Source organism: Pacificimonas flava, assembly GCF_000342165.1.
GTDB classification, from domain to species: Bacteria; Pseudomonadota; Alphaproteobacteria; order Sphingomonadales; family Sphingomonadaceae; genus Pacificimonas; species Pacificimonas flava.
The window spans coordinates 170,403-190,974 of the sequence record NZ_AMRV01000002.1 but is presented as its reverse complement, the minus strand read 5'-3'; the positions used below and the strand labels follow the sequence as shown (position 1 = coordinate 190,974).

19 protein-coding genes and 1 pseudogene are annotated in these 20,572 nt (G+C 66.1%); 5 read left to right on the top strand and 15 right to left on the bottom strand.

The window, feature by feature from the left end:
- Positions 1-17: 17 nt before the first annotated feature.
- Positions 18-1,448 (top strand): D-alanyl-D-alanine carboxypeptidase/D-alanyl-D-alanine endopeptidase, encoded by a 1,431-nt coding sequence (gene dacB, locus C725_RS03700; protein ID WP_038281628.1) that lies wholly within the window; start codon positions 18-20, stop codon positions 1,446-1,448.
- A gap of 3 nt (positions 1,449-1,451) precedes the next feature.
- On the opposite strand, the gene C725_RS03695 is transcribed toward dacB, so the two are convergent.
- Positions 1,452-2,885, bottom strand: a complete 1,434-nt coding sequence (locus C725_RS03695) for an MFS transporter (RefSeq protein ID WP_008600238.1) — start codon at positions 2,883-2,885, stop codon at positions 1,452-1,454.
- A 350-nt stretch (positions 2,886-3,235) separates the two neighbouring features.
- Here C725_RS03695 and paoA point away from each other — a divergent pair, with 350 nt between their 5' ends.
- Genes paoA through paoC form a run of 3 tightly spaced genes read left to right on the top strand, consistent with a single transcriptional unit; the run spans position 3,236 to position 7,034 of the window.
- Positions 3,236-3,871 (top strand): aldehyde dehydrogenase iron-sulfur subunit PaoA, encoded by a 636-nt coding sequence (gene paoA, locus C725_RS03690; protein ID WP_038281428.1) that lies wholly within the window; start codon positions 3,236-3,238, stop codon positions 3,869-3,871.
- 3 nt (positions 3,872-3,874) lie between these two features.
- Entirely contained in the window at positions 3,875-4,837 is a 963-nt protein-coding gene (locus C725_RS03685) for an FAD binding domain-containing protein (protein ID WP_008600236.1), read from the top strand.
- 4 nt (positions 4,838-4,841) lie between these two features.
- Positions 4,842-7,034, top strand: a complete 2,193-nt coding sequence (paoC, locus tag C725_RS03680) for an aldehyde oxidoreductase molybdenum-binding subunit PaoC (protein ID WP_008600235.1) — start codon at positions 4,842-4,844, stop codon at positions 7,032-7,034.
- A gap of 9 nt (positions 7,035-7,043) precedes the next feature.
- On the opposite strand, the gene C725_RS03675 is transcribed toward paoC, so the two are convergent.
- The 13 genes and pseudogenes from C725_RS03675 to C725_RS03610 form a co-directional block, all read right to left on the bottom strand.
- Positions 7,044-8,099: a glycoside hydrolase family protein gene (locus C725_RS03675; RefSeq protein WP_008600234.1), complete on the bottom strand. Its 1,056-nt coding sequence runs from the start codon at positions 8,097-8,099 to the stop codon at positions 7,044-7,046.
- A 17-nt stretch (positions 8,100-8,116) separates the two neighbouring features.
- Positions 8,117-9,097 carry a class II fructose-bisphosphatase gene (glpX, locus tag C725_RS03670; RefSeq protein WP_008600233.1) on the bottom strand — a complete coding sequence of 327 codons (981 nt, stop codon included), beginning with the start codon at positions 9,095-9,097 and terminating at the stop codon, positions 8,117-8,119.
- A 209-nt stretch (positions 9,098-9,306) separates the two neighbouring features.
- On the bottom strand, positions 9,307-9,906 hold the full coding sequence (gene ruvA, locus C725_RS03665) for a Holliday junction branch migration protein RuvA (RefSeq protein WP_008600231.1): 600 nt from the start codon (positions 9,904-9,906) through the stop codon (positions 9,307-9,309).
- Complete coding sequence (gene ruvC / locus C725_RS03660; protein WP_008600230.1) at positions 9,903-10,394, bottom strand: crossover junction endodeoxyribonuclease RuvC; 492 nt, start codon at positions 10,392-10,394, stop codon at positions 9,903-9,905. The genes ruvA and ruvC overlap by 4 nt, the downstream gene beginning before the upstream one ends.
- 10 nt (positions 10,395-10,404) lie before the next feature.
- Complete coding sequence (locus C725_RS03655) at positions 10,405-11,151, bottom strand: YebC/PmpR family DNA-binding transcriptional regulator (RefSeq protein WP_008600229.1); 747 nt, start codon at positions 11,149-11,151, stop codon at positions 10,405-10,407.
- Between the two features lie 45 nt (positions 11,152-11,196).
- Positions 11,197-11,961 carry a hypothetical protein gene (locus C725_RS03650; RefSeq protein ID WP_008600228.1) on the bottom strand — a complete coding sequence of 255 codons (765 nt, stop codon included), beginning with the start codon at positions 11,959-11,961 and terminating at the stop codon, positions 11,197-11,199.
- A gap of 178 nt (positions 11,962-12,139) precedes the next feature.
- Positions 12,140-12,448, bottom strand: a pseudogene (locus C725_RS03645) (heavy metal-binding domain-containing protein); the annotation flags it as partial.
- Positions 12,445-13,218: an FAD binding domain-containing protein gene (locus C725_RS03640; protein WP_008600226.1), complete on the bottom strand. Its 774-nt coding sequence runs from the start codon at positions 13,216-13,218 to the stop codon at positions 12,445-12,447. The pseudogene C725_RS03645 and the gene C725_RS03640, both read right to left, overlap by 4 nt.
- Positions 13,215-13,691: a (2Fe-2S)-binding protein gene (locus tag C725_RS03635; RefSeq protein ID WP_008600225.1), complete on the bottom strand. Its 477-nt coding sequence runs from the start codon at positions 13,689-13,691 to the stop codon at positions 13,215-13,217. The genes C725_RS03640 and C725_RS03635 overlap by 4 nt, the downstream gene beginning before the upstream one ends.
- A gap of 387 nt (positions 13,692-14,078) precedes the next feature.
- Complete coding sequence (spt, locus tag C725_RS03625) at positions 14,079-15,284, bottom strand: serine palmitoyltransferase (RefSeq protein ID WP_008600224.1); 1,206 nt, start codon at positions 15,282-15,284, stop codon at positions 14,079-14,081.
- A gap of 18 nt (positions 15,285-15,302) precedes the next feature.
- Positions 15,303-15,551 carry an acyl carrier protein gene (locus C725_RS03620; protein WP_008600223.1) on the bottom strand — a complete coding sequence of 83 codons (249 nt, stop codon included), beginning with the start codon at positions 15,549-15,551 and terminating at the stop codon, positions 15,303-15,305.
- 34 nt (positions 15,552-15,585) lie between these two features.
- Entirely contained in the window at positions 15,586-16,500 is a 915-nt protein-coding gene (locus C725_RS03615) for an NAD-dependent epimerase/dehydratase family protein (protein ID WP_008600220.1), read from the bottom strand.
- Positions 16,501-16,510: 10 nt separating this feature from the next.
- Positions 16,511-18,268, bottom strand: coding sequence for a fatty acyl-AMP ligase (locus C725_RS03610; protein ID WP_038281622.1), 1,758 nt, complete (start codon positions 18,266-18,268; stop codon positions 16,511-16,513).
- Between the two features lie 201 nt (positions 18,269-18,469).
- On the opposite strand from C725_RS03610, the gene C725_RS03605 reads away from it, so the two are divergent.
- The gene (locus tag C725_RS03605; protein WP_008600218.1) at positions 18,470-19,039 is read left to right on the top strand and encodes a regulatory protein RecX; all 570 of its coding nucleotides are present in this window, start codon (positions 18,470-18,472) and stop codon (positions 19,037-19,039) included.
- Between the two features lie 5 nt (positions 19,040-19,044).
- Here the strand turns inward: C725_RS03605 and C725_RS03600 are convergent, their stop codons facing one another.
- On the bottom strand, positions 19,045-20,562 hold the full coding sequence (locus C725_RS03600; RefSeq protein WP_008600217.1) for an NTP transferase domain-containing protein: 1,518 nt from the start codon (positions 20,560-20,562) through the stop codon (positions 19,045-19,047).
- Positions 20,563-20,572: the final 10 nt, after the last annotated feature.

Genomic DNA, 20,572 nt, shown 5'->3' with positions numbered 1-20,572 from the left:
CGGCTAGCGTCCGCGGCATGAACCGCTCGTCTCGCCTTGCCGCCCTTCTCGGCGCCTTCGCTTTCTGCTCCTCACCGCTTGCCGCGCAGTCCGGCCAAGAGACATCGCACCTGTTTGCCGATGCGGAGGCGGGCACCCGCTTCGGCCTTCACGTCACGGATGAGGCGGGGCGCGAAATCGTCTCCATCGCCGCCGACGACCGGTTCGTGCCAGCCTCGAACACGAAGCTCTACACCACGGCGCTCGCCTTCGAGACGCTGAGCGTTGAGGGGCCGGATGAGCGCGGCGGCGCAAGCGTGTCGCTGCGTCCGGCCGCGGGGGCTCCCGACGTCATCCTGAGCGGGTTTGGCGATGCCCGCCTGTCCAGCGCGGCGGACTGCGAGGTCGATTGCCTGGCGGAGCTTGCCGACAGCGTGGCGGCGACGGTGCGGACTGTCGGCGATGTCGTCGGGGACGATAGCTATTTCCCCGATGAGCGCTGGCCGGGCGGGATGAGCTGGAACAACATGGTGACGCGCTACGGCACCGCGATCTCGGCCCTGACCGTCGACGACAATGAATGGACGTTCACGCTCTCTCCCGCGCCCGTCGGAGAGCGGGCGGAGGCGAGCGGTGATGGCTATTACACGCTTCGCAGCGCGGTGACGGTCGGGAACAGCACCGACCTGATGACGATGCGCCAACCTGGGACGGATATCCTGCGCGTCGCCGGTACGGTGGCGCAGGACGCACTGCCCTATCGCATGCGGCTGGGCGTCGAGGATCCTGCGCGGCGCGCTGCCTGGCTGCTGCGAAACATGCTGGAGGATCGCGGCGTCACCGTCACGGGATCAGTGACGGTTCGGCATCGGCCGCTGACGCCGGCAGACGAGGCCGGAGCCGAACCGGTCCGGCCGCCGCGCGGTCCGGCGCTTGCCAAATTGACCCCGCCTCCGCTGAGCGAGGATATTCTGCGGGTCAACAAGGAGAGCCAGAACCTTCATGCCGAATTGTTGCTGCGCCGCGCGGGGGCAGCGGGCGGTAGCGGCTCGGTCGCCTCGGGCCTTCTGAAGGAGGAAGCCATGCTGGACCGGGCGGGCGTGGAACGCTGGCGCTACGATTTCGCCGACGGGTCCGGCATGTCGAATTATAACCGCGTCACACCGCGCGGAACGGTGGCGTTCCTGCGCTGGACGCAGACGCGGCCCTGGGGGGCGGCGTGGCGCGAGACGCTGCCGGTTGCCGGCGTGGATGGAACCTTGGCGCGCCGCTTCGAGGGGACCCCGCTGGAGGGGAAACTGTTCGCGAAGACCGGCTCTCTCAATGGCGCGTCCGCTCTCTCGGGCTTCCTGATCGCGGCGAGCGGCCGCACCCTCATTTTCTCGGTTCTGGCCAACGACATGCCCGCCGGCGTGTCGGCAACGGATGACATGGACGCGGCCCTGCTGCGTGTGGCGGCCGCGAACTAGCCCTCAAGCCTCCACGTCGCGGGGGCGCACGCGGGCGAGCAGCGGCAGGAACGGGATGGCGGCCAGACTGGCGATACCGGACAGAAGGAAGAAATTGTCGAAGCCGATGCTCTTGACGATGACGCCGCCCGAACCGGCGAGCAGGCGCGGCAGCAGGAAGGCGAAGCCGGACAAGAACGCATATTGCGCGCCCGCATGGCGCAGGTCGACGAGCATGGAGAGATAAACGACGAAGACCGCGCCCGCCATGCCGTTGCCGAACTGGTCGGCGGCTGTGGCCGCGTAAAGCCAGCCCTCCGCAACAGGCCTGGCAGCCAGCCATACGAAGGCGAAATTGCCGATAGCCGCGAAGACCGCCCCGATGGCGAGCACCGGGCCCATGCGCATGCGCGTCACCATCCACCCCCCTAGGCCGACGCCGGCCATGCTGGCGATCAGGGCGACGAGGCTATCGGCGCGGCCGATGGCCGACAGGCTGTAGCCGAGCTCCCGGATCATCGGCTTCGACAGGTTCAGCGCCAACACATCGCCCATCCGGTAAATGGAGACGAAGGCGAGCAGCAACAGCGCGCCGAAGCCATAGCGCCAGAAAAATTCGACGTAGGGACCGACAGCGGCAGAGCGCCGCCACGGATCGTCCGGCCCGGCGCGGCGGATACGGGGCAGGGCAAGCGTCATCATCGCGAACGGAAGCGCACATAGGACGAGGACGTACGGCGTAACATTGGCGTCCGCATCGATTCCGGCAGCACTCGCCGCGCTCAGCAACACCCATCCGACGCCAGCGGTTACGGCCGCGGCGGCTGCAAGGATCAGGGCGCTCGCCGCAAGCCCCGCCGAAAGGCCGGCGAGGCGTCCCGCCTTCGCGCCGGCTTCCGGCCGCATCGAGACGAGTACCGGAAACGGGAGGAGGGCCGCTGCCGCAATAGCAAGATACGCCGCGGTCCAGCTGCTATTGTCGGCCAGGAGCAACGCGCCGCTGCCGGCCGCAACCATGGCCGTGCGGTATCCCCACAAATTGGCGGCCGCAAGCGGACCCTGCTCTTCGGGTGTCGGAGCCAGTTCGATACGCCAGGCGTCGGCAGCCACCTCCAGCGTCGTGGTCCAGAAGGCGAGGAGCACGGCGAACAGCGCCGTTACGCCCAGCATGCGGTCACCGGACGTAAGCGCCATCGCCGTCATGGCGGAAAAGATGCCGAGCTGCGCAAGGATGATCCAGCTGCGCCGCTTGCCGAAGACCGGTCCGAATCCCGGAACGACGAAACGGTCGAGCATCGGCGCCCATACGAACTTGAAGGTCGGCAGCAACTGGACCCACGCGAAGAAGCCGATCACGACCAGCGACACTCCGTTTTCCTGCAGACGCAGCGCCAGCACAGTGGAGAACATGTAAAAGGGAAGGCCGGCGGAAAAGCCCAGCATTCCGAACAGCGCCATTCGACGCGGCTCCGACGTCAGTCCCGCTGGGGGCGCCGCCGCGGCCCGTTTGGGTTCGGCATCCCGATCAATCGCCGTTTCGGTAGGTGACAAAGACAAACTCCCCCCGTCCGCCGAACCACCGGGCGGACACGTCCGACCGTTTCGCGTCGCGGCGCTTTCGTCAATCCCGGATGCATCAGCGTCCTTGCCGTCCGGCGCGCGCACGCGCGCATGGGACTGTGTCGGAAGGCTCGGCGAAGCAGGCAGAAACGCAGGCGCGCCGCCGCATCGGGTGAACTTTTGAAGGACTTTCCCGTTCTCTGGCTCAAGAACCGGCCTGAAGCGGTTCACTGAGGCAGGGAGTCATTATGAGCGAGGCCAGACGCTTTCCGGTGTCCAGGCGCGGCGTGATCGCGGGCGGGACAGCCTCCGTAGCCGCTGCGAATTTACCATGGTCGGATGTGAAAGCTCAGCAAGTCGAGAGATCTGTGGAACCACCATCAGTAAGCGTTTCGTTGAACATCAACGGCGAAGAGCGCGATCTGGAACTCGATACGCGGGTAACATTGCTCGACGCGCTTCGCGAACATGTCGGCCTGACCGGTACGAAGAAGGGCTGTGACCATGGGCAATGTGGTGCCTGCACGGTCATGGTGAACGGGGAGCGGGTGAATTCCTGTCTCAGCCTTGCCGTGATGCACGAGGGCGACGAGATCACCACCATCGAGGGGTTGGGTACGCCTGACGCGCTTCATCCCATGCAGGCGGCGTTCGTTAAGCATGACGGCTATCAGTGCGGATATTGCACCCCGGGCCAGATTTGTTCGGCTGTGGCGGTGCTGCAGGAAATCGAACGCGGCATTCCCAGCCACGTCACCGACGACCTGCTGGCGGATATGCAGCCGACGAATATGGAGATGAGGGAGCGCATGAGCGGGAATATCTGCCGCTGCGGCGCCTATTCGAACATTGCCGAGGCCATGGCCGACGTGGCGGAGGGCTGAAACATGCAGAGTTTCACCTATGAACGCGCGCAGACACCTGCCGAGGCCGCAAAGGCGGCTGCGGAACGGGAAAATGCAAAGTTCATCGCCGGGGGCACCAATCTTCTCGACCTGATGAAGCTCGAGATCGAGCGGCCGACGCACCTGATCGACGTGGGCAGGCTCGGCCTGAAGGAAATCGAGGATACGTCCGACGGCGGCCTGCGTATCGGCACCCTCGTCAGCAATACCGCTCTTTCCGCCCATCCGCGGGTTCGCCGCGACTATGCCGTTCTGACGCGCGCCATTCAGGCAGGCGCGAGCGGTCAGCTGCGCAACAAGGCGACGACGGGCGGAAATCTGCTGCAGCGCACCCGCTGCCCCTATTTCTACGACACCAACATGCCCTGCAACAAACGCCAGCCGGGCGCCGGCTGCGCAGCGCAGGGCGGCTATTCTCGGCAATTGGGCGTGGTGGGAGTTTCGGACAGCTGCATCGCCACCTATCCGGGGGATATGGCGGTGGCCATGCGTGTTCTCGACGCCGTCGTTGAAACGATCGCCCCGGACGGTACCGAGCGGCGAATTCCGATAGCCGACTTTCATCGGTTATGGGGCGACACGCCGCATATCGAGAACGCCTTGCAGCCGGGCGAGCTGATCACGCATGTGACGCTGCCGCGGCCCATCGGCGGTCGCCATGTCTATCGCAAGGTCCGCGACCGGGCCTCCTACGCCTTTGCGCTCGTTTCGGTGGCCGCGGTGCTGCAGCCGGACGGCCGGGGCCGCGTGGCCTTTGGCGGGGTCGCGCCCAAACCGTGGCGCATGCCGGAAGCCGACGCGGAGCTTCCCCGCGGCGCAAAGGCCGTCGTGGGTCGCGCCTTCGCGGATGCGCGGCCCACGGAACATAACCGCTTCAAGATTGCGCTGGCGCAGCGCGCGCTTGCCGGCATCCTGTCGGATGCGCCGGCCCAGCAGGAGGGCTGAAGCCATGAAATTCGACTCCCCCGCTGGCGACAATCTGTTTGACCGGTCGCGTATTGTCGGAAAATCGACATCGCGTATCGATGGACCGCGCAAGACGACGGGCACGGCGCCCTATGCCTATGAACGTGGTGATGAGGTCGCCAATCCCGCCTATGGCGTGATCCTGGGTGCCGCCATCGCAAAGGGTCGCATTCGCAGGATGGATGCACGCGATGCGCGGCGCGCGCCCGGTGTCCTGTCCGTACTGCTGGCGACGGAGAGAAAGCCGGTCGGAAAAAGCGACTGGAATCTGGCGCCGCTGTTCGGCGGTCCGGAGGTTGCGCATTATCATCAGGCGGTTGCGCTTGTGGTGGCCGAAACCTTCGAGCAGGCCCGCGCGGCGTCCAACATGATCCATGTCGATTACGAACGGACGGACGGAACCTTCGATCTTGCCGCCGCCGCGCCCGCTGCGGAGGGCGCGGATGGAAATCAGGATCGCTCGACCCTGGGCGATTTCGATGCTGCCTTCGCCGCCGCGCCCGTCAAGGTCGACGCTCGCTATACGACGCCCGATGAATCACATGCGATGATGGAACCCCATGCGACCATCGCCATGTGGGAAGGCGACAAGCTGACCCTTCTGACATCCAACCAGATGATCAACTGGGCGAAGACCGCCATGGGTCAGATCCTGGACATTCCTGCGGAGAATATTCGTGTCGATTCTCCGTTCGTGGGTGGCGGGTTCGGAGGCAAGTTGTTCATCCGCTCCGACGCCGTGCTTGCTGCGCTTGGGGCGCGGGAGGCGGGGCGACCGGTCAAGGTCACGCTTCAGCGTCCGCTGATGTTCAACAATACGACGCACCGTCACGCAACCATGCAGCACCTGCGCATCGGCGCAGAGGCGGACGGCCGGATCACCGCCATCGCCCACGAAAACTGGTCGGGCAATATCACGGGCGAAGAGGGTGAAGACGGCACCATGCAGACGCCGAAGCTCTATACCGGCGCCAATCGCATGACGGGCAATTATGTCACCCAGCTCGACCTGCCGGAGGGGAATGCCATGCGCGCGCCGGGCGAGGCCGTCGGACATATGGCCCTGGAGGTCGCCATGGACGAGCTTGCCGAAGCCCTGGACATGGACCCGGTCGAACTGCGCATCAGGAACGACGCGCAGGACCGCGTGCCCGGCGAGCCTTCCAAACGCATTTCCGACCGCCATCTGACGCGTTGCCTTCGCGAGGGTGCAGACAGGTTCGGCTGGTCGGCACGAAGCGTTGTGCCGGGCCGCATGCGCGAGGGACGCTGGCTGGTGGGAATGGGTGTCGCGGCCGGCTATCGCGGCGGTCCGACGCAGACCTCAGGCGCCCGCGTCCGTCTTGGCGCCGATGGAAAGGTTGCCGTGGAAACGGACATGACCGATATCGGCACGGGCAGTTATACGATCATCGCCCAGACGGCGGCAGAAAGTCTGGGCGTGCCGCTGGAGCGTGTCTCCGTCGAACTGGGCGATTCCGGCTATCCCGTATCTGCGGGATCCGGCGGCCAATGGGGCGCCGCCAGTTCGACGGCGGGCGTCTACGCGGCTTGCGTCAATCTACGCCGCGCGATCGGCGAGAAACTGAACTTCGATGCCGACCGGGCCGAGTTCGTAGACGGAGAGATCCGCGCCGGCAACCAAAGCTTTGCCTTGACGGCGGCGGGAGAAATGTCGGCCGACGGCAAGATGGAGTTCGGCGACTTCAAGGACGATTACGACGTCGGAACTTACGCCGCGCATTTCGCCGAGGTCGGTGTCGATGCCTATACCGGCGAAACGCAGATCCGCCGCATGCTGGCGGTTTGCGATGCTGGCCGCATTCTCAATCCCCTTTCCGCGCGCAGCCAGGTTATCGGCGGCATGGTCATGGCAGCCGGTGCGACGCTGATGGAGGAACTGGCCGTGGACAAGCGGTTCGGCTTTTTTGCCAATCATGACCTCGCCACCTACGAGGTGCCGGTCCATGCCGACATCCCGCATCAGGAGGTGCTGTTTCTCGACACGCTCGATCCGATCGTTTCGCCGCTAAAGGCAAAGGGCGTGGGCGAACTGGGGATTTGCGGACCGGGCGCCGCGATCGCCAATGCGATCTATAACGCCATCGGGGTACGCGTACGCGATTATCCGATCACGCTCGACAAATATCTGGATCGGTTGCCGGAACTTGCCTGAGGCAACCGATCAGCGCGATTTGCCGTAGGCCGAGACCAGCCGGTCATACTCCTGGCGAGAGATTTCGATCATTGAACCATGACGTGCGCCGTCCGGCACGTCATACCGGTTCCACGCCTCGACCCCGCTGTTTCCGGACATCTGTATCCACGGGCCCTCGAGCCGGGGGGCCATGGAGAGGCCATAGCTGGTGCCGGCATATTGCTCGTAATAGAGAAACCAGTCCTTGCCGTTCGGAGCCCGCACCAGCGTCGGCGCCTCGCGAAAGTTCGGGCTGAGAGAGGGGCCGGGCGGGGGATAAGGACCCAGCATGTTTTCGGCACAGGTGATGCGGATCGTCTTGCCGGTCGGCCAATTGTAGGACGGGTAGCGTTCGTCCTTCAGAACGGCGCAATATCCCCCCTCCGGGTTCGGCTGCATGATCGTGTCGATCGTCGCCATTTCCCAATCGAACAGCCGGCGCGGCGGCTTTGCGAAGGTCCTGAGGTCCGGGGAGGTGACGTAAAGCGTCCTCTGGCTCGCCCAGTAGCGTTCCGGATCCTGTTCGGAGCCGGGAACGGTCGGCGTATGCCACATCAGCAGGAAGCGGCCCGAGGGTGCGTCGAAATAAAGCTTCGGCGCGCCAATTCGCTGGAGCGCGTTATCGAGGCCGACGGCCGCGTCCAGATCCGGTTCGTAGGTGCCGTAGGGCGTCCATTGGACAAGGTCCTCCGAAACCCAGAAGCGGATCAGCGGGTCGTCATCGCTCTGGTTGCCAACGAGATAGTAGCGCCCGTCCGGCCCCTTCGCGATGGAGGCGTGGCCGTGATAATCCTCTGACACGCGCTCGCCGTCGTTCAGTTCTTCCCAATACAGGCCTTCACGGCTGACGGAATAATAAAGCACCCCGTAATTGCCCGACTTCATATGCGCGAACAGATACGCCTTGTCCGGGTCGACATAGGTCGGGGCCGGCGCGCCGGGCTGCGCATTCGCCTCCAGCTGCGCCGCGGCCGGGGCTGTCAGGGACCCGAAAAGCGCTACCGTCGCCATTGGCAGCGACGCGCGGAAAAACCGTCTCATCATCAATCATTCCGTCAAAATCAGACGGCCGGCTCGCGCTTGTGCTCCGATTTCACATAGCGCACCGTTCCGCTGCTCGCGCGCATGACGACGCTTTCGGTGGTGATGGTGCCGCCGCGGCGGTGCTTGACCCCCTCCAGCAGAGATCCGTCCGTCACGCCCGTGGCTGCAAAGATCACGTCGCCCTTGGCCATTTCCTCGAGCGTGTAGATGCGGTCGAGATCCGCGATTCCCCATTTTGCCGCGCGGGCGCGCTCGTCGTCGTTGCGGAAGACGAGGCGGCCCTGCATCTGCCCGCCGACGCAGCGCAGCGCAGCGGCCGCCAGAACCCCCTCGGGCGCGCCGCCCTGGCCGAAATAGATGTCGATGGTCGTATCGGGATCGGTGGTCGCGATGACGGCGGCCACGTCGCCGTCCGGGATCAGCTTGATGCCGCAACCGAGGCTGCGCAGTTCGTTGATGATCGCTTCGTGACGCGGGCGATCGAGCACACAGGCGATGATCTCGTTCGCCGGCACGCCCTTCGCCTTCGCAAGCGCCTCGACATTTTCCGTGACGCTCTTGTCGAGGCTGACGATGCCCGGTTCGTAGCCGCCGCCGATGGCGATCTTGTCCATGTAGACATCGGGCGCATTCAAAAGGCCGCCCTCCTCGGCGATGGCGAGCACGGCCAGAGCGTTCGGCCCCGCCTTTGCCGTGATGGTGGTTCCTTCCAGGGGATCGAGCGCGATATCGATCTTCGGCGCGCCCTCCTTCCGCTTGCCGACCTTCTCACCGATATACAGCATCGGCGCCTCGTCTCGCTCGCCCTCGCCGATGACGATGGTGCCGTCGAAGTCGAGGCCGTTCAGCGCCTCCCGCATACCGGCGACCGCTGCGGCGTCTGCCTCTTTCTCATCGCCTCGGCCGATCAGGTGCGAGGCCGCCATGGCCGCGCATTCGGTGACGCGCACCATTTCGAGAACGAGAACTCGGTCGAGCGGACTGCGATTCGATGCCATGCAAAATATCCGGAAAAAAGGAGGAGGAAGATCTGACTAGCCGACTAGCCGCGCTTCGTGACGGTAGCAAGTAAGGGGGCGGTGAAAGCGACGTGGGACGAGCCTGCGGCACGGCGGTGATGACCCCCCGGCCCCTCCCTTGCCAGGGAGGGGAGAAATAGCGCGTTCCCCTCGCTAGAAAGGGAGGGGTTCTGGGAGGCCGGCCCGCCTCAGCGCGCGGCCTTCTTCAGCGCTACGCGAACGACTGCTTCCACTCCGGCATCCTTGCCCAGCTCATCGACGGCGGCGGCGACGACCTTTGCCGCCTGCGCGGGTTTGAAGCCGAGATTTGCGAGCGCGGATTCCGCGTCGGCGGCGACGCTGCCCACCGGGGCGCTCGGCGCACTGCCCGCCACCGCAAGACCGGCGCCGGGCAGAACCTTGTCGCCCAATTCGCTGACGATACGCTGCGCCAGCTTCGGCCCGACGCCGGACGTGCGCGCGACCATGGCCTTGTCGGCGTTCGCAATCGCGCTCTCCAGTTCGTTCGCGGAAAGAGTGGAGAGGATGGCGAGCGCGACGCGCGCGCCGACGCCCTGCACGGATTGCAGCAGGCGGAACCAGCCCTGCTCCGCCTCCGTCGCGAAGCCGTAAAGGAGGAAGGCATCTTCCCGAACCACGGTTTCGATATGGAGCCGCACCTCGGCCCCGTCGCTCAGCTGCGACAGGGTACGGGTGGAGCAGCCGACCAGATAGCCGACACCGCCAACGTCGATAATGGCATGATCGGGGGTCAGCGCTGCGACGCTGCCGGTCAGACGCGCGATCATGCGTGCATGACCAAGCGCTGACTGGCCGCAATGTTCGCATGGCAGATCGCCACGGCGAGCGCATCGGAGGCATCAAGAGTGCCCGGCGCCGCGCCGGGCAGCAGCCGCTCGACCATCGCGTGCACCTGCCTCTTTTCCGCCGCACCGCCGCCGACCAGCGCCTTCTTCACCAGTCGCGGCGCATATTCGGCGCAGGCCAGGCCGGCAGCGCCGACGGCCGCCAGAACCGCGCCGCGCGCCTGCCCCAGCTTCAGCGTCGATTGTGGGTTCTTGTTGGAAAACACCTCCTCGCATGCCGCCGCCTGGGGCCGCTGCGCCGCTATGACATTGCTGACGGCGGCGAACAGCGCCGAAAGGCGCGCGGGCATCTCCCCGCGCGCCGGCGGCTTGATGGTGCCCGAGGCGACATAGCTGAGCTGGCTGCCCGACGAGCGGATGACCCCCCAGCCGGTGGCCGCCAGCGAGGGGTCGAGGCCGAGGATGATCATGCGCGCTGGCTCACGCGTCCAGCTTCTCCATGATCTCGTCGGAGATTTCATAATTGCCGTAAACGGTCTGCACGTCGTCGTCGTCGTCGAGCGCGTCGATCAGCTTGAACAGCGTCTGCGCATTGCCCTCGTCGAGAGAGACCGTGTCCATGGGGCGCCAGTAGAGCTTTGCGCTGTCCGGTTCGCCCAGCGTGTCCTCCAGTTGCTTCGACACCTCGTGCAGCGCCTCCAGCTGGGTGTAGATCTCGTGCTCCTCGCCTTCGGAATTCACGTCGTCGGCGCCTGCTTCCAGGGCGGCCTCGAAGATCGTTTCCGCGCTCGCTGCGTCCTTCTTATAGACGATCAGGCCGACATGATCGAAACCGTGCGTGACGGTGCCCGGCCCGCCGACATTGCCGCCATTCTTCGAGAAGATCGTGCGCACGTTGGTATTGGTGCGGTTGCGATTGTCGGTCAGCGTCTCGACGATGAGCGCGGTGCCGCCGGGGCCGAAACCCTCGTAGCGGATTTCCTCATAATCGTCGCCTTCGCCGCCGGAGGCCTTGTCGATGGCGCGCTGGATATTGTCCTTTGGCATCGACTGCGACTTCGCCGCCTGCACCGCCGCGCGAAGACGCGGGTTCATCTCCGGGTCGGGCAGGCCCGATTTCGCCGCGACGGTGATTTCGCGGCTGAGTTTCGAAAACATCGCCGAGCGCTTTTTGTCCTGCGCGCCCTTGCGGTGCATGATGTTCTTGAATTTGGAATGGCCTGCCATCGAAAATCGCTTCTTGCCGCTAGGATTGGTCCAGAACGCGCCGCTTTAGCGCGGCGGAGCGTCCTCCGGCAACCGCAGGGCGCTGTTCGCCGCCGCCAGCGCCAGAGCGAGGGTGACCAGGAACAGCGCAGCCTCAAGGGAGGCATGCAGGTGCGACGTAATGATACCCGCCAGCGTCGGACCATGCAGGACCGGCACGCCGGGCAGGATCGTCTGCAATGCAGCGACCGCGATCACGACAAGAGCGTAGGCGCAGAACAGTGCCCTGCCGTCGCGGCGAACAGCGCGGCGCCAGCGCGGCTCCAGCGGCGACAGGCGCGACGTCGCCGTGCCGGCATAAAGAGAGAGCAGGGGTGTCACGAAGGCGGCAGACGCGAGATCGAACAGCAGGAAGAGGAGAGACAGGGGCAGCGCACCGACCCCGCCGCCCGCCTGCTCGCCGTTCATCGCCAGCCAATGGGCGCCGGTTACGCCAAGGCTGCGGATCGCGCGAATCAGGACGGCGACGAGGACAAACCAGAGGAAGCCGAGATTCGGGCGGCCCGGCTTCGGCTCGCCGGCCATTGCGCGTATGAACAGGTAAGGCATCCAGAAGATCGTCAGAAAGGCGATCGCGACCGAAAAGGCTTGGCCCCATCCTGCCGGGAGGCCGATGCTCCCTGGCAGGGGAGCGAAGGGCAGCATGGCGCGCCCGCTGTAGACGAGGATGAGGAGCGCCCAGTAGCGTCCCTTCAGTCCGGCGATGAGCCGGCAAGCGGCCGCCAGCCAGGAGGGGGGATAAAGGGGATCGGCGGGGCGGTCGTAGATCATGATCGAACGGGGACGGAACGACGGTCCTGGCCGCTGCCCTTCCTGTGGATTGGCGCGCCGGAACAGGGGATCGGGACTAGCGCCAGGGACTTTTTGGCGGCGTCGGCGTCGGCGTCGGCGTCGCCTCCGATGCGGAGCCGGCCGGCGATGCCTTGCGGGTGCTTTCCGCAGCGAAGCTGACGGCGGTGCCGGTGGCGGAGACCATCAGCATGCTGCCGTCCTTGCCGATCACTTCATAATCGAGATCGACGCCGACGACGGCATCGGCGCCGTAGTGGTTCGCGTAATATTCGAGCTCTTCGAGAGCCTCCTGCCGCGCCTGCTTCAAGACCTTTTCATAGGCACCGGAGCGGCCGCCGACGACATCGGAGATGCTGGCGAAGAAATCCTTGAACAGGTTCGCGCCCATGATCGCCTCTCCGGTGACGACGGCGTGATAGGTCGCAATCGGGCGCCCCTCGACGGTCGGAGTGGTGGTGATGATCATGACAAGTCCCCTACGGCCTGTTTGAGCATGACGGTGCACAGATGCGCGCGGTAGTCCGCGCCGGCATGGATGTCGCTCGACATGGCGGCGGCGTCCGGCGGCGGCACATCCCGTGCATTCTGACCCGCACCGAGCGCCGCTTCCGCCTCGCTCCAGCGAAACACGCCCTCGCCTCCGGCACCCGTTACGGCCACGCGCCAGCCCTCCTCCAACTCTGCCACGAACACGCCGGCAAGCGCATAGCGGGAGGCGGGGTGACGGAACTTTGCGTAGGCGGCCCGGCGGGGAATGCGAAAGCCGACGCGCCGGATCAACTCTCCGTCTTCCAGCGCGGTGAAGAACATACCCTGGAAGAAATCCGCGGCCCCATGGACGGCGCGGTCGGTCTCCACGAGAGCATCCAGTGCCAAAACGGCGGCCGGATAGTCGGCGGCGGGGTCGTTATTGGCCAGGGAGCCGCCGAGCGTGCCACGGTTCCGCACCTGCGGGTCACCGATCATGCTTGCCATTGTCTGCAATGCGGGAAAGACATCTGCGCCCCTCGCCACATCGGCGTGCCGCGTTAGCGCACCGATCCAGAGCCGCCCGTCAGCGTGCTGCATACCGCGCAGTTCATCCAGACCCGACACGTCGATCAGCCGATCAGGATCGCGCAATCTCGCCTTCATGGCCGGGATCAGCGTGTGACCGCCAGCCAGATAGGCTGGATCCGCGCCCGAGGTCGTCAGTTCGACCGCCTCGGCGGCTGTCCGGGGGCGATAATAGGTCACGCCATTTCCCCGGCGCTCGCCGCGGCGCCTGCTTTGATCGCCTTCACGATGTTCACATAGCCCGTGCAGCGGCAGAGATTGCCCTCCAGCTCGTGCGCGATCGTGTCCTCACCGACCGCGCCGCCGTGCCGCTTCGCGATGCCGATGCCCGCCATGACCATACCCGGCGTGCAGAAGCCGCATTGCAGGCCGTGCGCTTCCTTGAAGGCGAGCTGCATCGGATGCAGCGTGTCGCCCTCGGCCAATCCCTCGATGGTGACGATGTCGGCGCCGTCCACTTGCGCCAAGAGCAGCGTGCAGCTTTTAACCGGCTCGCCGTTCATCAGCACGTTGCAGGCGCCGCACTGGCTGGTGTCGCAGCCGATATGGGTGCCTGTCAGCCCAAGCTCGTCGCGCAGGACTTCGACGAGCAGGGCGGTGGGGTCGGCGGTCGGCGCGGCGCGCTCTCCGTTCAGCGTGAACTCAATGGCCATGGCCGCATGGCTTAGCGAAGCGGCGGGCTACGCGGAACGGAAAATTTGATGAGGAGCGGCGTCTTCTCCGGTCCTGAAAAGAAGATAGGCGACGATGCCGGGGCCGTGGCATCGCCGCCTTTCTTTATGAAGGACCGGGCAAGGATTCTCGGGGCCGTGAGTCCCCCCGCCGTACTTCTTTACGGTCCGCCTGGCGCCGAAGCGCGGAAGGGCGAACCAGGTGTGCCCTCCGATGTCGGGGCCGTGACCCGGAAGACAGCGACATGTCAGCAAGGCATGTGCCAATTCGCGCTCGTGACGGTTTGGCGTAGGAACTATCGTTAACGCCTGTTCGTGGCGCGATTGTCACCTGCGCCACCTGTGCCGAAACGGCACAGATGAAACGTATTAGGTGGAAAGAGGCAGACCTGCCGCCGCTGCTGCCCGCTTGAACCTCGCGATGATCTCGTCGACCTCCGCATCGCTATGCTCGGCGCACAGCGAACAGCGCAGAAGATGCAGGCCGGGCGTCGCCTGCGGCGGCACCATGTTCACGTAGACTCCCTCATCGATCAGTGCCGCCCACATCTTTGCGGAGCGTTCCTGATCCGGCATCTTCACGGCGATGATGGCGCTTTCCGCCTCCGCCGTTCCCAGGGTGAAGCCGGCGGCGCGCAATTCGGCGTGCATTTTGCGGCTGGCGGCCCACAGGTGCGCGCGCTTGTCGTGTGCATGCATCAGCTTGCGGATCGACGTCGCGGCGCACGCCACCACGGCCGGCGGCAGGCTCGCCGTGTAGACATAGGGTCGGCAGACGAAGCGCAGCACGTCGAACTTCGGATGGTTCGACACGACGAAGCCGCCCACCGTACCGACGGATTTGGAGAAGGTGCCGACGACGAAATCCACCTGATCCTCGACGCCCGCCGCCTCGAACACGCCGCGGCCGTTCTCACCGAAAAAGCCCATGGCGTGCGCCTCGTCGACGACGACCATGGCGCCGGCCTCCTTGGCGACTGCGACCATTTCCTTCAGCGGCGCGATGTCGCCCACCATGGAGTAGACGCCCTCCAGCACGACCAGCTTGCCGGCGTCCTCGGGAATGCGCTTCAGGCGCTTCGCCAGATCCTCGACGCTGTTGTGCTTGAAGCGGACGATGTCGGCATTGCCCATGGCGCAGCCGTCATAGATGGATGCATGGCTGTCGGCGTCGAGAACGATATACTCGCCGCGCCCCGCCATGGCCGACATCAGCCCCAGATTGGCCTGGTAGCCGGTGGAGAAGACCATGGCGTGGTCCATGTCGTAAAAATCGCGCAGCGCCGCCTCGCACTCCGCATGGCCCTGATAGGTTCCGTTGAGGACCCGGCTGCCTGTCGTGCCGGAGCCGAATTCCTCTAGCGCCTTCTGGCCCGCTGCGATGACGTCGGGGTCGAAGGTCATGCCCATGTAATTATAGGTGCCGACCAGGATGATTTCCCGGCCGTCCACCACAGCGCGCGTGGGCGACAGGATCTTTTCCATCTTCAGGTGGAAGGGATCGCGCATGCCGCTGGCCATCAGACCTTCATACTGGTCGATCAGCGGCTGGAACTTGTCGAAGAGATCGGGCACGGGCCTGTCGCTTTCGGCTTATTTGTTCTTGATCTCGGCGACCGCGCCGGCGACGTCGCCGATGGTCTCCAGATCCGGAAGCATATTCACCGGCAGGATGATGTCATATTCGTCCTCGATCTCCGCGACGAGGTCCATGACCGTCAGACTGTCGAGTTCCAGATCGCGCGCGAAGCTCGTGTCCGCGCTAAGGGCAATGCCCTTCTTGTTGAAGGGCTCGATGATCTCGATCAGGCGCGGCAGCACCGTGTCTTTGCTCAGGCTCATATTGGCTCTCTCGCTAGGTTTGTCGGGCACGGCGTCACAGCACGCCTTCGGCGCGGTACCAGTCGGCCGTGCGGCGGATGCCGTCGGCGACGGGCGTTTCCGGCGTCCAGATGCCAAGTGCCATAAGGGCCGCCGGGTCCGCGATCCAGTCCGGATGCGCGATATAGCGGGCGCGGTCGCGGCTCAGTTTCGGCAGGCGGCCAGAAATCCGGCTGCGCAGCGTATCGATGCCGGCGCCCAGTTTCAGTGCGGAGGTGGGCAGGCGCAGCTTGCGGACGCGGCGGCCGAGCGCGGCACCGATCATCTCCGCCACCTCTCCATGGCTGAGCGCGGCGGGCGGGCCGGCAATCTCGAACGTCTGCCGAGATCCCTTGTCGCTGAGCGCCAGGGCCAGAAGCGCGGCGGCGAGATCGGCGACGTAGATCATGGAAAAGCGGCCGCGGCCGGGCAGCAGCGCCAGGCCGTGTGCGGCGAGGCGATAGAGGTCAACCATCTCCGTATCGCCGGGACCGAAGACGGCGGGCGGCTGCACGATGACCCAATCGAACGCGCTCTGCCGCACCAGCGCTTCCGCCTCCGCTTTGCTGGCACCGTACAGCGACAGGTCCGGTTCGCGCGCGGAGAGGGAAGAGACGTGGACGAAGCGTCTGAGGTTGCACCCTGCCGCCGCGCTCAACATGGCAGCGGTGCCGGCGACGTTGCCGGCGTGAAAGCCGCGTTCGTCCTTTGCGTTCACGACGCCGGCGACGTGGATGACGGCGTCCGCGCCGCAGCAGAGCTCGGAAAGCGCCGCATCGTCGGAAAGATCCCCGCGAATCCAGGTCAGCCCGGCGCGGTGCGGCTGCACGCGCCGGGTCAGCGCCCGAACCTTGTGCCCCTTGCGGATCGCGAGATCGAGAAGGTGGCCGCCGACGAAGCCGGTACCACCCGTTATCGCGAGGACAGCCACGACCCCGCCCTCAGGCGGCGACGGCCAGCGGCTGGATCTCTCCACTGAGGTAGAGAGAGCGCGCCTTCGAACGGCTCAGCTTGCCGGAACTGGTGCGCGGCAGGGTGCGCGGCGGGACGAGTTCGACGATGCAGCTCATCCCCGTCATCGCCTTCACCTTGGCCTTGATGGCCTCCCGCACCTTCGCGCGATCGTCCGGGTCGCTGGTCCGGCATTGAACCAGCACGGCCGGGCTTTCCTCGCCCTGCGGCGTGGTGATGGCGAACGCGGCGATGTCACCGGCCTTGAATCCGGGCAGCTGCTCGATCGCCCATTCGATATCCTGCGGCCAGTGGTTCTTGCCGTTGATGATGATCATGTCCTTGGCGCGGCCCACGATGTAGATGGCGCCGTCCTTCATATAGCCCATGTCGCCGGTATCGAGCCATTCGCCGTCGAGACATGCCTGCGTCGCCTCCTCGTCACGGAAATAGCCGAGCATGATGCTGGGGCCGGCGATGATGACGCGGCCGATCTCGCCCTCCGGCTTCACCCGGTCGTCCGCGCCGCGCACCTCGATCCGCATGCCGGGAAGCGGATAGCCGCAATTGACGATGCGGCGCGTCCGCGGTTCGCCGGAGTGCACGTCGCCCGGCGTCTCTCCGGCCAGTCTGCGCTCGTCGACCAGGTCGGTTTCGATGCCGGTTCCCGGACGCGTCATCGTGACGGCAAGCGTCGCCTCCGCCAGGCCATAGCTGGGCAGGAACGCCTTCGCATCGAAACCGGCGGGGGCGAAGGTGCGCGCGAAATTCTCCATCACGGAGGGGCGGATCATGTCGGCGCCGTTTCCGGCGATGCGCCAGCGCGACAGGTCGAATTTGTCGGCGACGCCGGACTGGCTGGAAATGCGGCGTGCACAGATCTCATAGCCGAATGTCGGGGAATAGGAGAGGGCCGTGCCCTGGTGGCGGCTAATCAGCGTCAGCCAGCTGAGCGGCCGGCGAGCAAAATCCTCGGTCGCCAGATAATCGGCGCTGGTCTGGTTGGCGACCGGCGACAGCAGGCAGCCGACAAGGCCCATGTCATGATAGAAGGGCAGCCAGGACACAACGCGGTCACGCGGCTGCAGGCCCACGCCCACGGCATGGCCGTTCAAGTTGGCCAGGAGGGCGCTGTGCGTGACCTCGACGCCGTGCGGAAAGCGCGTGGAGCCGCTGGAATATTGCAGATAGGCGATGTCGTCCGGCTTCGCCTTCGGCATCGACGCCTCGCCGGTCGGCAGGGCCGCAAATGCATCCCAGCCCAGCGTTTCGATGCCACCAAGCGGCGCCGCCGCCTCCGACACGAACTCCGTCAGCGCCGACGGCGCCAGCGCCATAGACGGATCGCAGGAGGTCAGCTGATTGCGGATTTGCTCGACATAGCCTTCACGCCCGCCGAAGCTGGTCGGCAGCGGCAGCGGTACGGGCAGCGCGCCGGCATAGACCGCCGCGAAGAACGCGCTGACGAATTCGGGGCTGGTTTCCGCGATCAGCGCGATCCGGTCGCCTGGCTGGACGCCCTTGGCGATCAGACGCTGCGCGCCCTCCCGCGCGTCCGACGCCAGCTCCGCATAGCTGAGGACACGCGGATTCTGCGCGCGCGCATCGAAGAAGTTCAGGCCGCATGCGGAGGTCGCCGCATAATCGAGCGCCTCGCCGAGCGTATCGAAATCGGCGAAACGACGCGGCACGCCGCCTTCGGTGCGGGTTAGGGCCGGCACCGCACTGCGATCCGTGTCCGCGCGCATCATCTCGCTGTCGCTGCTGTGGGCGCCGCTCACGCGAGATCCTGCGAAAAGATTGGGGTCTGCACTTTCAATCCTCACCGGACGGTCCTTGGGTTTGTTGGCCTGTTACACAAATATTGCCGCGCGCCAAAGCAAAGCGCACTCGGCGCGAACGCCCTTTCTGCTTTCCGAATTGGGCCTGAGTGTGGCAGCCTCGTTCATGTGACGGACACATCAGCGTCATCCTCGCCCGCCGGCCGCCGCCGGCCGTGGCCGCGCAAACCGCGCCCGCCCTACGATGCGGAAACGCTGCGCGCGGCCGCGCTGCGCTATGTGGAGCGCTACGCCACGACCCGCGCGAAGCTGATCCGGTTTTTGGAGCGAAAGCTGCGCGAACGCGGATGGGCGGGCGAGGGCGCGCCTCCCACAGAGGCGCTGGCAGACCGCTTCGCGGAACTCGGCTATGTGAACGACCGCCTGTTCGGGGAGGCGCGTGCGCGGTCGCTCGCGGCGCGCGGTTACGGACCGGCGCGTGTCGGCCTGGCTCTGGGGCAGGCGGGGGTCGACGCCGATCTGAGGCAGGACATTGTCGGGGATGTGGAGGCGCATGCTGCCCTGACGGCCTTTGCCCGGCGAAAGCGTATCGGACCGTTTGCGGCCGAGCCTGCCGACCGCGATGCACGGCGCAAGCAGTTCGCGGCCTGCCTGCGCGCCGGGCACGGTTACGATCTGGTCAAGAAACTTTTCGACGCGGAAACGGCGGAGGCCTTCGCGGAAGCCCAAATGGAATAGGCGCGTCAGCGAAGACGCAGCCTTTCCCGTGCGCGGGCCAAAGCCTGGGGCGTATCGACATCCATGAAGATCGCGTCCGTGGGCGCCTCCACCTCGATCAGTTGCTCCTCATGCGCGGCCATTACGGCCTTTCCGCCGACATCGCCCTCCAGGCGCTGCAGCGCCGCGAAATGCTGGCGGCCCCACAGCACCGGATTGCCGCGCCGCCCGTGATGCACGGGAACGACGATGTCGTCCGCATGGACCGCCGTGCCCGCCATTCGGGCAAGCAGGTCCGGCTCCACAAGGGGCATATCGCCGAGAAGGACAAGCGCTGCATCCCAGTCCGCCGGCGCGGCCCCAAGACCGGCGGCAAGGGACGCGGAGAGGCCGCCGGCATAGCCTGACGCATGGACGGTCGCGGCATCGGCGGGCAGCGCTGCGCGGACCTCGCCGGCCTGATGCCCGGTCACGACCAGGACGGGCAGACCGGCCCCGCGCGCTGCCGCAACGCTGGCGCCGAGGACCGTGCCGTCGCCGAAATCGGCGCAGAGTTTATTGGCGCCCATGCGGCTCGACCGGCCCGCCGCGAGCACGATCGCGCCGACGATGTTCACCTCCGGCCGGGCTGCGGCGCGGTCGGGGCGATCGGCCTCGTGCAAATAACCGCCCGGTCCCATGCGGGCGAGGTCGGAGCTCTCCACTCCGATGCCGGCGAAAAGCCGTTCCAGCACGAAGTCGAAGCCGTTCCGCTTCGGACTGCGCGCACAGCCGGGCATTCCGATAATGGGCATGTTCCCTCGCCGGCCGAGAAGCAGCAGATTGCCCGGATCGACCGGCATGCCGAGCCGCAACGTCTCACCGCCGGCGAAAGAGATGGCCGCAGGGACGGTATCGCGGCGATCCGCTGTCGCGGAGGCGCCCGCGACCAGCAGAAGGTCGGCGCGGGTGCCCGCAATGCTGGCGGCCAACGCATCCACATCATGTGCCGTCCGGCTTTCCGTCAGGACGCCGCCGAGCGCTTCGACCCGCGCGCGGGTGACGCGCGACGTCTTCGCCATCATCTTCGCGCTGGCGGCCCCTGCTTCGGTCTGGATCAGATGCACAGCTAGGGGCCGAAAGGGCGCCAGCGTCAGCGGGTGAGCGGCGGCATCGCGCTCGGCCGCCTTCAGAGCGCGTGAGGGAAGGGCGAAGGTGACGATCTTCAGCGTCGCGGCGATGTCGCCGGCGCGTAGCGGCGCGAGCGGCGGCAGCGCGGCCAGGCCGATCGCCTCGTCATGCGCATTGACGGCATCGACGCGCGCCGGTTCGTACCGAAGCAGCCCTGCCGATCCGGCGTGCAGATCGACACGCCCGTGCACCGGCGGCTGCGCGATCAGGCCTTCACCCGCCGCCGCGCGGCCCAGGCGGAGCGCGGCATCGTCTTCCAGAATATCGTCCGCGTCCGGCCCTGCCACCATCAGCTCTTCATGGCCCGCGGCGCGGGCGGCGCGCAGGTCGTCCCGCGTCAGGCGCGTTCCCTTTGCCAGGCGCGCACCCTGCACCGCGACAGAA

Bases quoted from the DNA above. Each gene is read 5' to 3' on its own strand.
- glpX (WP_008600233.1), bottom strand. From the start codon at position 9,097: ATGGCATCGAATCGCAGTCCGCTCGACCGAGTTCTCGTTCTCGAAATG.
- paoA (WP_038281428.1), top strand. From the start codon at position 3,236: ATGAGCGAGGCCAGACGCTTTCCGGTGTCCAGGCGCGGCGTGATCGCG.
- C725_RS03655 (WP_008600229.1), bottom strand. From the start codon at position 11,151: ATGGCAGGCCATTCCAAATTCAAGAACATCATGCACCGCAAGGGCGCG.
- ruvC (WP_008600230.1), bottom strand. From the start codon at position 10,394: ATGATCATCCTCGGCCTCGACCCCTCGCTGGCGGCCACCGGCTGGGGG.
- C725_RS03675 (WP_008600234.1), bottom strand. From the start codon at position 8,099: ATGATGAGACGGTTTTTCCGCGCGTCGCTGCCAATGGCGACGGTAGCG.
- C725_RS03610 (WP_038281622.1), bottom strand. From the start codon at position 18,268: ATGCGCGCGGACACGGATCGCAGTGCGGTGCCGGCCCTAACCCGCACC.
- C725_RS03650 (WP_008600228.1), bottom strand. From the start codon at position 11,961: ATGATCTACGACCGCCCCGCCGATCCCCTTTATCCCCCCTCCTGGCTG.
- ruvA (WP_008600231.1), bottom strand. From the start codon at position 9,906: ATGATCGCGCGTCTGACCGGCAGCGTCGCAGCGCTGACCCCCGATCAT.
- dacB (WP_038281628.1), top strand. From the start codon at position 18: ATGAACCGCTCGTCTCGCCTTGCCGCCCTTCTCGGCGCCTTCGCTTTC.
- C725_RS03695 (WP_008600238.1), bottom strand. From the start codon at position 2,885: ATGGCGCTGTTCGGAATGCTGGGCTTTTCCGCCGGCCTTCCCTTTTAC.
- C725_RS03685 (WP_008600236.1), top strand. From the start codon at position 3,875: ATGCAGAGTTTCACCTATGAACGCGCGCAGACACCTGCCGAGGCCGCA.
- paoC (WP_008600235.1), top strand. From the start codon at position 4,842: ATGAAATTCGACTCCCCCGCTGGCGACAATCTGTTTGACCGGTCGCGT.
- C725_RS03620 (WP_008600223.1), bottom strand. From the start codon at position 15,551: ATGAGCCTGAGCAAAGACACGGTGCTGCCGCGCCTGATCGAGATCATC.
- C725_RS03635 (WP_008600225.1), bottom strand. From the start codon at position 13,691: ATGGCCATTGAGTTCACGCTGAACGGAGAGCGCGCCGCGCCGACCGCC.